Genomic DNA, 13,381 nt, shown 5'->3' with positions numbered 1-13,381 from the left:
ACGTAACATAAGGGGATAAAATGAATATTGAGAATATAGAAGCGTTTATTTATGTATGCCAGCTAGGCAGTATCAATAAAGCTGCGGAAGCACTGTATTTAACCCAGCCTTCTGTTTCGGCACGTATTCAATCGTTAGAAAAAGAATTAGACCTGAAATTATTTGATAGACAGAGAAATAAACTATCTCTGACGGAAAAAGGTGAACAGTTTTACCCGCATGCCAAAAAGATCCTCCATTCTTATCAAGAAGCAAAGCATAGTCTCAAACAAATGATGATTCCTTATGAATTGACGATTGGATGCGCATCCTCTATTTCCAATAATCTATTGCCTAACATATTACCCGCACTAAAAGAAAAATACGAAAACCTGAAAGTGAAAATTGTAACAGGACATTCAAAGGATGTTGTCAAAAAAGTGATTAACAACCAAGTAGACTTTGGGATTGTCAGGACTGAAACACATCCTCAAATTGAATCGATTCCTATTTTCAGCGATCCAATTGGGCTGTTCGTCCCAACTCATCACCCGCTCGCCAGCCATGACAACATCAATATGAAAGAACTAGAAGAACAGCCTTTTATTTTCTTTGACTATGGGTCATTTGATTGGCTGATGCTCCACCGATTATTTCAAAAGAACAACATCACACCGAACATTTCCATAGAGGTTGATCATATGGAAACCGCAAAAAATTTAGTGCTTCAAGGAATGGGACTATCGTTTCTACCTCATCATTGCGTTAGAAATGAGGTAGAACAAGGAACATTAAAACAAATTTCAATCGATCCATCCATCAATTTCAATATCAATATCGAGTTCATTTATAAAAAAGGAAAATCAAAATCCGTTTTCATTGATCAACTCAAACAGTTTTTTCATGAATTAGATTAAAAAAAGCCCTTTTTAGGGGCTTTTTCAGATTGTTGACAAAGTGCTAAAATGTTCTTTATTTTAGCACTTTGTCTTCTTTTCAGCGTGATAGAAAATCTTTGCAGTCTAGGAAGGACGAGTACTGGCGCGGAGCGAATTTGACATTCGTGAGCACCAGCACGCAGGACTGACACCGAATGCGAGGGTTTGTCTACACGCTGAAAAAGCCCTTTTTAGGGGCTTTTTTTTGGATTCGTCCTGATTGATTAGCTTTCGTTTGCCAACATGTATGCTGCAGTTTCATGCATATCTTTTAATCCTGATCTCTGTGCGTACTCGGCCACAGTGATCGCACTTGTCGTCAGAAGTTCTATTATATGTTCATCCATTCCTGGCCAAGTTCTCCCGCCTGCTTTTTCATACGCATGGATAAGTTTTGTTAATCCTTCTTTCCCAAAGAGAAGTTGATGCGACAAAAAGTCTGCAGATACATCACCAACCCCCACTTCAGACCAATCAATCACACCCGTAACACATTGATTTTCATCAATCAGAATGTGGCCAGGATGTAAATCTCCATGCTTCACCCCCACGAAAGGCGGCCATAAAGAATCTTTTGCTAGCCATGTTTGCCAGCGCTCCCATAAACCGCTGTTAATGGTGTATTGCGATTTGACACGTTCCATTCGCTGTTTCATTGATTCTCTTAATTCATGAGCACTGAGCATCTCCACACCGAGTGTTTTAAAAGGCTGTTGATCTAAGGAATGTACATTCGCTAAAACGCTTCCTAATGATTCATAATAAGCTTGCGGTACATTCGTTTGATCAAAACTCCACACATAAGATTGCTGTTCCACATCAATACTAGCCGCCGGTACACCCTCTAATTGTTTATAAGCAATCAGACTTTCTGTAAAGATAGACCACTTAGGAACCTGAAAGTGAACCTGCCTACTAATGTGATCTAATGTCTTTTTTTCTTGTAAGGTATGTTTCATTGATTCAGGTCTGCGAGGCATTCTTAATATCCATTGATCACCATGTAAACCTTCGACATGTGCAACACGGAAATCAACACCTGATTCATTGATTTTGATGGTATTCTCTAAAATCTCTAACCCGTGATGATTGGCTAACTGCTTTAATTCTAGTCTATTCATATCCATTCCTCCAATTGCTCATTTAGTCATGATCAATAGGCATCAAGAATATCATCACAAAAAACCACAAACAGGCTATTTTATGTGGTCAGAGTAAACAAAGCTAGACTTATGCCTTTCTTTGTATGATAAAAACATACAAAAAAGACAGATCTGCCTGTCTTCTAGTGAAATTGCATACTTTCCCGCTGAAGATCATTAAAAATGTGCAGACTCCCCCGTTTACTCCGTTTGATGAAAACAGAGCCTTTGAACATATGAAATTACTGATTGTTCAAAGTTTGCTGGCGTAATCTTCCTGCATGCATCATCTTTAACCATCCTCTTCTTTGTAATATAAAGTTACTATACTTTATTTAAATATGACTTTCAATAAGATTACAAAAAGAAGGATTTAAAATCATCAGACACCTTATTAAATTACACATAATGTAATAAATGTATTTATTATGATGCGATATGCTTGTTGATTCTTTTGTCTAATAAATTTATTAAACTCAAAAACCCGATGTACAATGAATTTTGAGTGTATGAGAGGCAATTAGAACAAATCAAATGTTGTTAAGTTATTTAAAGGGAGAATTGATATGACTCATTTAGAATTCGCATTCGGCTTGCTTCCAGTCAGTATGATTATCGCCTCTTTTATCGTCACATTGATTGTACAAAAGGTTTATTTCATGCCAGTTGTGAGCTTTATCATTTTACTCATCCTGACATTTACACTTTTTAATGTCTCCTTCTTAGGATGGGCAGTTGTTTACACTTTTGGCTCATTCATTGCTTCATATATAGCATTATTCATCATGAAAATTTTAAATAAAAAGAGGTCATAAACTACTACATTTAAAAAGCCCTTTTCAGGGGCTTTTCTTCTTTCACTATCGTTTTTTCACTGGATGAATGTCTTCTCCCAAAAAGGTGGTATTAGGCTCTCCACTCTTTTCTAGAAACTCAGCAATTTCTTGCAGCTCTTGATTGATACGGTCATTCCTTGGCATATCCGGGTTTAATAGAAGGATGGAGTGAATCGTTGTCGCTGTTTCATACAAAACATGTTGATCTTTTATCTGTTGGATGCATTGTTTCATACGATTGAAAAACCATTCGATCTCTTCCGTTTCTTCCATCGGATAATGTGCCATTTTGAAGAGATTCTGTTGACGAAGGTCTTGCCTCTCAAACTTGTGTTCAAGCTCTTCTTTACTGACATATAAATCCGAAGCTTCCTCCTCAATCTCTACTACTTCGATCATCGCATCTTCAGCTGTATATAACTTCTCAATAAAATCATCGAAAGTATCTGCAAGCTTAAAATCTACTTCCAGCTCTAAATCAAAATAGTGAATAGGAGGATGTTCCTTCGTTTCTCGATAATCCATGGCGATCCATGTATCTTCTTCTCCGCTGATGATCACAAGTCCCTCAGGCAGATCCAATTCATCACTTAACTGGGGACTATTCATGATGCCATCATCTTTGGCGATTCCTCTTAGATGTTCAAAATGAACATGATCCTCTGCCCATGAGTTCGGCTGTTCCGTTGGAAAAGCATTACGAACTGTAAAACCACCATTCCATTCTAAAATGAGCTTTTTGTATGTATTAGGTAAACTGACTCCAAGTGTTCCCTCTGCTTCACGAATTTGTTCCTCATTTATCTTTTTTAATGTGAAAGGGCTCTCTTCTTCTTTTTCCCAGAATGATATCAAAGTGGGTGCCTCCTCGTATCTATTGAGATAAGTATAACATTGACCAACGATTCATTTGCTCATTTTATACACTTACTGTGTCACTTTGAAATTGATATAATAAATAGAAAGATCATAGGTCCATTTAACAGTGGGTTCTCTATCATTATGTTAAAAACGATTCTAAGGAGCGACAATTGATGAAAAAGGCGTTTTTTCTTCTATTAGATGATTATGCGGATTGGGAAGGTGCTTATTTAGCCTCTTCATTAAATCAAAAGGAAGGTTGGTCAGTTTATACTATTTCTTTAGAGCAAATTGTTCGTTCAATAGGTGGTTTTAAAACAACTGTCGATTACATCATAGGATCAGAACCTGACCATTTTGATTTGCTCGTGATGATTGGTGGGAACTCCTGGGGTGATGACAGTAAAGAGCTGTTACATTTCGTTAAAAATACATTTCGGCAAAACATTCCGGTAGCAGCGATATGCGGAGCGGTGGATTATTTAGCAAAAAACGGATTGTTGAATCACCATATCCATACGGGGAATTCTGTTGACCTATGGAGAGATGAAGAACATTATGAACCGGCCTCTGAGTTCATAGAGAAACAGGCGGTAAGAGATAAACAATTGGTCACCGCAAATGGAACTGCCTCGATTGAATTTACTAGTTTAACTTTAGAAATGATAGAATTTGATACTCCTGAAAACATTGAAAAAATAATGTTTATGAATCGTTACGGTTTTTATGAATATTGTCGTAAATATGGAAATCCTTATGCTTAATAAAGGTAGAAGATATCTGTGAAGGTTTTATTATAAGCCTTGCTGTTTTAACATGTTTCCCAAAAAGAAAACAGACCTCCTTAAGGTCTGTTTTCTTTTCATCTATACGTTTTGAGATACTGTGTTTCGATCGATTTTTTGTGGAATGAAAGTTGTATTTCTATTCGAATCTTCCATTGTTGTATTTCGATTTGATGCTGGTTTTATCGTACTAGATGCTTCATATACACCTGCACCTAGAAAGATTATAGAGCTTATAACAATCATTTTTTTAATACTCATAAAGACACTCTCCTTTTTGAATATTTTGTTGGGCTTGAAATGCCATCTTGTAATATTCTGTTGCTTTCTCAAACTTTCCTCTTTTTTCATGAATAACTGCAAGATTTTTAGTGAATTCTTCTACGAAAACAAACAACTGCTTTTCTTCAAATGTCTGAAGCATAGCTTGAATCTTATCCTCATCATTACTTTCATATGTAGTTCTTATAGAACGTATTAATAGAATTTCGTGCGGATTCTCTTTATGAGAGATCAGCTTCAAAGCTTTATCCACTAATTTGGATGCTTCATCAGTTTCTCCTGTCTTATATAGCGCCCAACAAAGGTTAACATATATGACCGATTTTACATCGTCCATACCATCTTCTGATATTTCAAGAGACTCTTGATAATATTGGATAGCCTTTGCATAATCTTGTTTTTTTTCATAATTGTTTCCTATATTTAAAAGTACCTTGGCAATCAATCTTTTATCCGCTGTTTTTTCAGCGATGGAATAGGCTTTATTGAGATGTATTAATGATTTTTCATACTGCTTAAAATCATCATAATTTCCTGCTATTACAAATAAACATTGAACTTTTCTAATTTTGTATAACTCATACTGATCGTAAATTTCAAGCGCCTTAATTATGTGATGCATGGAAACATGGGTTTGTTTCATAATATAGTAGGCTTCAGCCACCTTGAAGTGAAACTCCGCTTGCTCAATATCATCTACAACCAGTGCGAGCTGTCTTTCAGCGATCTTATAATATTGGATAGCCTGTATGTATTCTTTCTTACTAAATTCATGCATTCCTCTAAAAAAGGCATTGTAATATTGCAGCATACCAGAAAGTTGATGATTTGAGTTTTCAATTTTATCAACCAAATCAGAAACAGAAGGAGATCGTTTTTCTGATGGTTTGATATAATCAAGCATCAGCTGATGGCGAAAGCACATCAATTGATAATAAATGAGTAAATCCTGATCTTCTTCCATCCGTTCAATTTCTTGTTCGACCTCAGCTTTCAAAATCTCTGCATCAGGTACACTGAATTGCCGAATCATTTTATACCATTCATTTATTTTCACACCTACATATGAAGAAAGAACTTTCTCCATCCCTTATTCCCCTTCCACTAAACTCCCTTATATTACATTTATTATCACATACAATAATTTACAAAGCACCGAAAACCAACTAAAAAATAAAAAAGAGCTCCTTCAAAGGAGCAATGTAAAAAATACACGAATAGTAGTGTAACTATACATAGGTTGTCAGATAACCTTTTCTTTAGCTGATACTTAATTTGTTATTCTCTTTGAGCTGTAATAAAACTTTAGCTCTATGCTTGTTACTATGAACTGATGAACTATTTTGGTGGCTGATTTTCTTCTAATAATTTTATAATTTTTTCATTAGATTGTTTTATATTCCTTAAAATCGACACAATGTTTCCTGTAAATCCTATCAATATGATTAACAAAATAATGATAATCCACATAAAATTGCCCCCTATGGTTGAATTAACGTTCTAATTGAAGAATAGCCTCTAAAATTAACTTCCTCAAATTTAGTACTATTATCAAAAGGTGCAGGAAAAGCAATTATTTGAAAATTATTTTCCTTTTTAACTTTTGGCAATTTTATTTTATAAACATTTGTTTTTTCATTCTCTACAGATACATACATCACATGTTTCCCATTAAATTTTTGTTGATTGTTTTCCGAGAAAGCCACTAAAGCATAATTCATTTTTTCTTTACCGTTATTATACAATTGGAGATAGACAGGCATTTGACTTTTGGAAGTATATAAAACCTTATTTGACATTTTTCCTGAAGCCATGAAAATTTCTTCTCCAGTTAATTCATCCGTTTTATATGTGGGGTGAAGTTCACTTCCAAACTTATTAGATGAAGCTTTTTTTGTAATGTAGCGCATAATATAGTTTTCTTGTAAGCCAGTGGCTATTTCTATATCATTGTCTTTTAAATGATACTTTGCCTCAGGAACGATAATAAACGCGATTTCTCCAACATCTTTCGGTAATTTAGCTTTAATTGGTAATGCGATCACCTGATCTTTAGTCATCTCAAATGTGTATGATTTAGATGGCTTATGATTATCTGCAGAGAATTCTATTTGTTTAAAATTTGCTAGTAAGAGTAACGTGTACTTTCTATCTGCATCTATGTAATGTGAGAAGGAAAGAACTTTGTTAATTTGGTTATTTTTAATGAAACCGATATCTAGTGTATCAAGCAATTTCCCCTCAGGTTCATACATACCATATGAAACGGTATCTGTTCCTGGACCAGTAACATCCATCATTTCATCATTATACTCTTTATCACTAGAGACTTTTTCTTGTCTGAGAAATAAAATAAGTGTCACTAGTAACACTATGAAAATTATTATGAATAAAATTGTTCTATGTCTCATCACTAATATTATATTTTAAAAGTCTTTTGGCGACTAACAGTTTTATAACCACTATCTTTATATAATGAGTTTCCTATCGCTTTACCTTTACATCCCCAACCCCCACTTACACCACCGGCAGCATTTGCTCCAGCATAATTAGATTTCTTTGCAGAATCGGTTTTGCTTTTAGAAAGTCCTCCATCTCCTCCATATAGTCGAGATTTCGCTTCAATATAATCAATTTTCCCCTTTGACTTCGCTGTAGTTAACATGCTGTATTTACATTGAAATATCTCACCAATCGCTCCACCAGTTTTTCTTAGTTTCCAATTAGTAACATAGTCAGATTTAGCCGATTTTTTGTTAATTGAATGCGATACAGAATCCCTTGCAGAATCCTCTGCAATCGTTATCCATTCATTTTCATTTTTATCAACATTTGTTGCTGAAACAGTTGCTGGGAATATCGTTCCAGCTAAAAGTATTGAAGAAAGTAATAATGTATTGCTTTTTTTCATAATTTAAACCACCTTTAGTCAATTTTTAGTAAAATATATACTGATAGTACAATATAACGGTATGAAGTTTCAGTGAGTATTAAGTTTTGTATATTTGACAAATAACTGTTTTTCTTTATTTAGAGTCTACCCCACCCTTCTTACTAAAAGGAAAGATTATTCTTAATTCCGTAGTTCATCACCTATAATATTTGATAAAAAACATATATAACAAACACTCAGAATCGTAACAATCAAGTTTACAGGCATACTCTTTAAGACAGTTTAAACTAGAATTCCCCACACCTCCTACTCACTTCCATTAAATTACCTTATATTACATTTATTATCACATAAAGGGATTTATAAAACACCGCAAAAAAACCGCAATAAAGAACTTCCGAGAAACATAACTTGATTGCTATTTTGCACACCAATAACCTTTAGCACAAGTACTTGTACATTCATCACAAAACAAAAAGGCAGACTCATTTCAGTCTGCCTTCATCTTCTAGATTTCCATAGGAGCACCTTTTGTCTTCAGGTAATTTGCATTGAATCATTTAACCACTCTTCACAATGTTCAATAAGCCACCTCAAATATTCTACATATTGACCGACGTGATAGCCATCACAAACAGCATGATGTACTTGTAAGGCAACGGGCAAAATGACTTTTCCTTCTTCCATCTTAAATTTGCCTATCGTAAATATTGGCAGTAAATAAGCTTCATCTGTAGATACATTAAGGTTAAAAGAAGTAAAATCAATCCACGGTAGACTTGAAATATTGAACATGTTTTCTGGCATATGAGGTTTCGGAAATAGGTTGTTGCTTTTGCTATATGTTTCAATGTCGGCTACACAGCTTTTATAAAACTGAGCAAAGTTTTCGTCATAAGGCGTCCAAATACTTGAAAATGTCTTTGTTTCTTTATTTAGAATCGTATAACTAGGATGGAGAATCTCCCAGTAACCCAGTTCATCGTTCACTTGATCCATCCGAAACTCAGGAATTTTTTGCACAGCTCTTGCTAACAAATAAATTTGCACAGGATATACTTTTAGCCTTTTTTCTTTTAATATTGCATGCAATGTCGTGATGTCTAGATTGATCACCAAGCTATATGAGCATCGGGTTAACGTCATATAATGGTGAAAGTGCTCTTTTCTTGGATAATTTTCGTCTATTTGTTTAAACATTTTTTATCTCCTCCTGAATGTGATTTACTGTATTCAGGAGGAGACTTTATCTGTTTTCACCACCACAATCATCCTTTCAAAAGATTTGTCATGTTTCTGTCTATCACTAATGTAAGTTATAACGTTTTCATTCAAAGGCTACCATAAGCTTAGCCTATGTTAAAGCCTGCAGCAACTCTTCGTAAGTTATCTTGCCCAACGTGAATTTTTCTAGTGCTATATATGTATTCTCCGCTGAGGTATTCATTCTATTATGACATTCATTCACTAACTCATGTTCATTTGGCAATGGTTCATGTATATGTTCTTTTTTTCGAAATGCTTCATAATATCTTATACCAAATATTCTCTGAGACATCGCATTGATGTGAATTCCGTCTGGGTTAGATGCAAGGCCTTTCGCAGTAACATAATAACAATTTTCATTATGATATGCATATTTTTGTAGTTCCTCATTCATCAGTTGATATTCCACACACCCTGCGCCAAATGCTCTCTTTCCCAAGAAATCGCCCAAACCTCCTATCACAAGCGGAATGTTAGGTACAGATAATTCAGTTCTTAGTTCATGAAATAATCTTCGTATTTTTTCATAGTATTCTTTGTATTTCCCATCTTGGCTGTCACTTTCTCCTTGATGCCATAATATCCCGACCAATTCGCTATCTTCCTTTGCAAATTTAGCTTCATTTATTGCATGACGAAATAATGCCCCATCTCGTGACCACTCATCAATGGAACTGCCACCCTCGGCACATGGAATAAGACCAATCTTCTCTCCCTCATGATCCTTGCACCAAGCCTCCGCGAAGGAAGCCGCTAGTCCTACACCAGCTACCGGCCTATCAAAATGAATAGGTTCAGTCATCATTTGCCATCTACCATTTCGCAGCATCATGATTCTTTCATTATAAATCGGAGGCACTTCATGCTTGAAGCCTCGACCCGCCATATTTGATTGTCCAATTAGTAAAAATGACTTCATATCATTTTCCCCTCCACTAAATATTTTATCAAATGTGTATTCGCTTGAACGTTATCATTTTCTTTTTTTATAAATTTCAACAATCTCAAGCCCTATTAGCGCTTACTTTAATTAATTCAAAAAGTGCATTCAGCTATTCACACAATGAAAACACAACAATCCTATAAAATGGTATTTTAGTCTCTTTTATATTTGTTGAAGAAGATAAGATGGTGTCGCAAGACTATATTTTCCATAGTAGGAATTACATGAAAAAACGGGCATTGTTTATTATTTTGTTGTCCTTGTCCCTGATTTTGACCTCTGTTCCCCCAAGTTTTGCAACCGAGAAAAACACTTCAAAAGAAAACGACTCTTTTAAAAATCACGAAGAATTCACCGAAGAAATAGACGGATTGAAAACAAATATATAAACCATGGAAAACGATTCACAACATGTTACCACTTTTAAAACTGAACTTGGCACAATCACCTATACATCTAACAAAGAGACAGGTAATATTTCTGTTTCTAGTAACTATCTAAAATCTGACGAAATAGCTGCAATTGAAGAACAGGTAAATAAGATTGCAAACAGCATTGTACTAGAAAATCAAATGAATCCAATGGTCACTAATTCCCTTGAACAATTAGCAAATGTTGATTTTACAACACTGAAACAAAAGGTAAAATGAGTGTGGTCCAAATATGATCATTACCGTATTACAGTAGAAGGAAAGGCAGTTTTAGGAGTAATTGTAGCAGCCATTTTAAACCGTATTCCTTATGTTGGTTGGATTGCTACTGCGGCTGCTCAAATAATGATTCAATTGAAAATGAAAACAGGTTACTTCTCCGCACGTTGGGGAACACGAGCCGACACTGATATTTGTTATTTGTGGAGAAAGAGACACTTGAAAATGTTCTCGGTCAGTAAACGTAAAAATAAAAAACTGGACGAAGTAGGATCGGCAGGAAAGCATTACATGTGCGGAACATAATTAAAACAGCCCCAGTCTAATGCAGACTAGGGCTGTTTTTATTGCTGTTTTTGCTCTTTTAGCTTTTTGAAAATCACAAATTGGTATACTCCAAATAGTACGGTTAGAATCATAATTGCGGTAAATATTTGATCGACTGGAAGCAAGAAATATACGACAATAAAAGATAAAAGCAATACAAAATAACCTATATTGAACGCTTTTTTAAATGTCATCACATTACCTCCTTTTTACAATCATATCACGTTTCACCTAACCTTATAACCAAATTTTTCCCAATTAAAACAAAAAAAATTCCCCATCCAACAAAAATGAGCTGGAATCGTTTAACCACATTTTCTGTTTTTGCTCCAAGTAGCCGTCTATTCCATTGTTTATGGCATCCTTTTCAAAGGCTCGGTCACTTTAACGATGCCAGATGATAAGTCGAATACCTTAATCGTTTTGATCCTAAAAATGCTGAGAAACAATCTGGTGGATAAAGTTCGGCCCCCATCAAAAGAAACTGAACAAATATTCGTTACTGAAAAAACAAAAAACCCTTGCTAGGCAAGGGTTTAAACGATGATTCCGACTGGGCTCGAACCAGCGACCTCTATCCTGTCAAAGACGAGACACGTTTTCTAACTAATTCTATAAAATTCTGAATAGTTGTCCAAATCATTGATGCATAAGGATTCATTCGATTTAGTTTACTAACTTATACTAAGTGATTCTTAATAGTAAAAACATTTCTTGTGACACCTCTGTGACTAAAATCTTCACCAATCCATGAGGTAACATCTCCTCTAAAAAAATAGACAAGGTTGCATCTCCCTGTCTACAAATTTAAGCTTTATCACCATTAATATATTTTACTAATATGGCTGCTGCGTACATAAAGAAAGCAGCGATTAATCCATTCACCATACTTCCAAAAACGACAATCAAAATCTGTCCTGCGTAATCTGTCCATGTCTTATCTGGAAATACAGCAATGTTCCATATACTCACCAGCATATAGAATCCAGTCACAACGATAAACGTCCAAACAACTAACTTTGATTTGTGCATTTACTGACAATCCCCCAATATCCATTTTCTTCTATGATAACCTGGGTTCTTTTCAAATCCTCGATTAATTCATCATGATCCATATTCCTCGCTTCATCTATCTCACGTTTTAATCGCTTCTTATCTTGTTCCGCTTCCTTTAATGCTTTCTTCACTTCACGCAACTCACGCACAGTCATTTCGTCTACAGTTTTTGTTTCACCTGTTGATGGGATTTGGTGAGAAATGGTTCGAGCATCTTCGGGTATCGTCGCAATTTCGTACAAAGTTTTCAGACCTAAATGTGCGCCCAGGCGCACATTTGATTCGCTTAGATTATCGAATACTTTGATGAAACGTGCTGCCTGATATCTATCCATGTCTATATTCTCTAACCACTTAATCCACTCACCATGCACCAAATCATTCTCTTTAACATGTTTTAGTCGTCTGCCAATCTCAAATATGGCTTGACCAGCTACTTGTTTATATGAGTTGATTTCTATTAAAAAGGCCAAAGAGACTACTACACTCTTTGACCTTTTTATTATTCTATTGGTAGAGTAAATTTATCCACTAAAATTCGTTGATTCTTTTCATTTTTTTCATAAGTTTTAATAGTGTATGTACTGCCATAAACGGCTTTAGTATAAACTTTACCATCAAATGAAAAACTATTATTTACATTGTTTATTTTTAAGTTTTTAATTCCAGACTTTCCATTGTTTGATAATGCATTCCAATAATTAATTGTGTCATCGGAAATACTACCTTTTTTGAGATGTGGTGTTCCATCGTACGCTATCCACATTGCAGTAGTTTTAATATTTGTTCTACCTAAATTACCTTTGGCTGTATAGGTAGTTGTGAAATCATATTGATCTCTAGTTAAATATGTTTCTACAACATAAGTTTTATGAGCAGGAACCTTAATTGTTTGAGGAGAAGCTGTAAGTCTTTGATTCTTTGTTTCGCTTGATACTGTTTTTGATGCTGTATTTTGAATAATATCAAACTTTTTTCCATCAATCATCTGTAACAAAATAGAAATAAATCTATTGCCGCCTAAATTGAAACCAGAAACATTTGAAGTGTCAAATGTTTGAGAAATCTCTTCTGAATAAGTTTGGGTCGTAAATCTCTGGGATTTATCTGTTCCATTAGCAAATTCACTTTGACCTATAAATACAGGTGATATAGAAGTTCTATTGCTTGTTGTCTTTACGCTAGACCTATCAATATCAAAATTGTAATAACTTGTATCTACTGATTTGGGTTCACTAGAATATTTGTATAAACCAGTCATAGTAGTACCAGCTAATCGTTCGTGATAATAACTTATTCCAATTTGATCTAAATCGGATTGGAGATTGTGAATCTGAATATCTTGTGCTTTTGTAACTAATGGGAATGAACTTAAAATAAAACTAAAGATAATCGTACTAAACAAAAAGACTTTTTTCATGTA

General features: G+C 34.8%; 18 protein-coding genes. 6 read left to right on the top strand and 12 right to left on the bottom strand.

The window, feature by feature from the left end; all coding sequences use genetic code 11:
* The first annotated feature begins 20 nt into the window (after window positions 1-20).
* Window positions 21-896: a LysR family transcriptional regulator gene (locus tag MKY83_RS06215; protein WP_342488363.1), complete on the top strand. Its 876-nt coding sequence runs from the start codon at window positions 21-23 to the stop codon at window positions 894-896.
* A gap of 245 nt (window positions 897-1,141) precedes the next feature.
* Here the strand turns inward: MKY83_RS06215 and MKY83_RS06210 are convergent, their stop codons facing one another.
* Complete coding sequence (locus MKY83_RS06210; RefSeq protein ID WP_113768782.1) at window positions 1,142-2,038, bottom strand: macrolide 2'-phosphotransferase; 897 nt, start codon at window positions 2,036-2,038, stop codon at window positions 1,142-1,144.
* 587 nt (window positions 2,039-2,625) lie between these two features.
* On the opposite strand from MKY83_RS06210, the gene MKY83_RS06205 reads away from it, so the two are divergent.
* On the top strand, window positions 2,626-2,874 hold the full coding sequence (locus tag MKY83_RS06205; protein ID WP_003211793.1) for a DUF2651 family protein: 249 nt from the start codon (window positions 2,626-2,628) through the stop codon (window positions 2,872-2,874).
* Window positions 2,875-2,919: 45 nt separating this feature from the next.
* On the opposite strand, the gene MKY83_RS06200 is transcribed toward MKY83_RS06205, so the two are convergent.
* Window positions 2,920-3,750, bottom strand: a complete 831-nt coding sequence (locus tag MKY83_RS06200; protein ID WP_342488362.1) for an SMI1/KNR4 family protein — start codon at window positions 3,748-3,750, stop codon at window positions 2,920-2,922.
* A gap of 179 nt (window positions 3,751-3,929) precedes the next feature.
* Here MKY83_RS06200 and MKY83_RS06195 point away from each other — a divergent pair, with 179 nt between their 5' ends.
* Window positions 3,930-4,520: a type 1 glutamine amidotransferase family protein gene (locus tag MKY83_RS06195; protein WP_065097701.1), complete on the top strand. Its 591-nt coding sequence runs from the start codon at window positions 3,930-3,932 to the stop codon at window positions 4,518-4,520.
* A 102-nt stretch (window positions 4,521-4,622) separates the two neighbouring features.
* On the opposite strand, the gene MKY83_RS06190 is transcribed toward MKY83_RS06195, so the two are convergent.
* From MKY83_RS06190 to MKY83_RS06165, 6 genes are all read right to left on the bottom strand, one after another.
* A complete protein-coding gene (locus tag MKY83_RS06190; protein WP_065097702.1) occupies window positions 4,623-4,802 on the bottom strand; it encodes a RapH phosphatase inhibitor in 180 nt (59 codons plus the stop codon).
* Window positions 4,792-5,910 (bottom strand): tetratricopeptide repeat protein, encoded by a 1,119-nt coding sequence (locus MKY83_RS06185; RefSeq protein WP_113768779.1) that lies wholly within the window; start codon window positions 5,908-5,910, stop codon window positions 4,792-4,794. Before MKY83_RS06185 ends, MKY83_RS06190 begins: the two co-directional genes overlap by 11 nt.
* 394 nt (window positions 5,911-6,304) lie before the next feature.
* Window positions 6,305-7,186, bottom strand: a complete 882-nt coding sequence (locus MKY83_RS06180; RefSeq protein WP_223249863.1) for a hypothetical protein — start codon at window positions 7,184-7,186, stop codon at window positions 6,305-6,307.
* Between the two features lie 56 nt (window positions 7,187-7,242).
* On the bottom strand, window positions 7,243-7,734 hold the full coding sequence (locus tag MKY83_RS06175; protein WP_044142121.1) for a hypothetical protein: 492 nt from the start codon (window positions 7,732-7,734) through the stop codon (window positions 7,243-7,245).
* Window positions 7,735-8,253: 519 nt separating this feature from the next.
* A complete protein-coding gene (catA, locus tag MKY83_RS06170; RefSeq protein ID WP_268508133.1) occupies window positions 8,254-8,916 on the bottom strand; it encodes a type A chloramphenicol O-acetyltransferase in 663 nt (220 codons plus the stop codon).
* A 154-nt stretch (window positions 8,917-9,070) separates the two neighbouring features.
* Window positions 9,071-9,901, bottom strand: a complete 831-nt coding sequence (locus tag MKY83_RS06165; RefSeq protein ID WP_044142117.1) for a sialate O-acetylesterase — start codon at window positions 9,899-9,901, stop codon at window positions 9,071-9,073.
* A 248-nt stretch (window positions 9,902-10,149) separates the two neighbouring features.
* On the opposite strand from MKY83_RS06165, the gene MKY83_RS06160 reads away from it, so the two are divergent.
* The 3 genes from MKY83_RS06160 to MKY83_RS06150 are packed head-to-tail and all read left to right on the top strand — an operon-like array spanning window position 10,150 to window position 10,881.
* Window positions 10,150-10,314 (top strand): hypothetical protein, encoded by a 165-nt coding sequence (locus tag MKY83_RS06160; protein ID WP_155758697.1) that lies wholly within the window; start codon window positions 10,150-10,152, stop codon window positions 10,312-10,314.
* A 3-nt stretch (window positions 10,315-10,317) separates the two neighbouring features.
* The gene (locus tag MKY83_RS06155) at window positions 10,318-10,575 is read left to right on the top strand and encodes a hypothetical protein (protein WP_044142116.1); all 258 of its coding nucleotides are present in this window, start codon (window positions 10,318-10,320) and stop codon (window positions 10,573-10,575) included.
* The gene (locus tag MKY83_RS06150) at window positions 10,576-10,881 is read left to right on the top strand and encodes a hypothetical protein (RefSeq protein ID WP_044142115.1); all 306 of its coding nucleotides are present in this window, start codon (window positions 10,576-10,578) and stop codon (window positions 10,879-10,881) included.
* Window positions 10,882-10,919: 38 nt separating this feature from the next.
* On the opposite strand, the gene MKY83_RS06145 is transcribed toward MKY83_RS06150, so the two are convergent.
* From MKY83_RS06145 to MKY83_RS06130, 4 genes are all read right to left on the bottom strand, one after another.
* Window positions 10,920-11,096, bottom strand: coding sequence for a hypothetical protein (locus tag MKY83_RS06145; RefSeq protein ID WP_181462043.1), 177 nt, complete (start codon window positions 11,094-11,096; stop codon window positions 10,920-10,922).
* A 613-nt stretch (window positions 11,097-11,709) separates the two neighbouring features.
* Window positions 11,710-11,934, bottom strand: a complete 225-nt coding sequence (locus tag MKY83_RS06140) for a hypothetical protein (RefSeq protein ID WP_185108882.1) — start codon at window positions 11,932-11,934, stop codon at window positions 11,710-11,712.
* The gene (locus MKY83_RS06135; protein WP_221450810.1) at window positions 11,916-12,431 is read right to left on the bottom strand and encodes a DUF3102 domain-containing protein; all 516 of its coding nucleotides are present in this window, start codon (window positions 12,429-12,431) and stop codon (window positions 11,916-11,918) included. The genes MKY83_RS06140 and MKY83_RS06135 overlap by 19 nt, the downstream gene beginning before the upstream one ends.
* A 29-nt stretch (window positions 12,432-12,460) precedes the next feature.
* Window positions 12,461-13,378: an ETX/MTX2 family pore-forming toxin gene (locus tag MKY83_RS06130; protein WP_065097708.1), complete on the bottom strand. Its 918-nt coding sequence runs from the start codon at window positions 13,376-13,378 to the stop codon at window positions 12,461-12,463.
* Window positions 13,379-13,381 lie beyond the last annotated feature (3 nt).

It is taken from the genome of Bacillus sp. FSL M8-0266 (genome assembly GCF_038613425.1).
GTDB lineage: Bacteria > Bacillota > Bacilli > Bacillales > Bacillaceae > Bacillus > Bacillus pumilus.
Note: the sequence above shows the minus strand (reverse complement) of the source record. Positions and strands in the feature narration are given on the sequence as shown.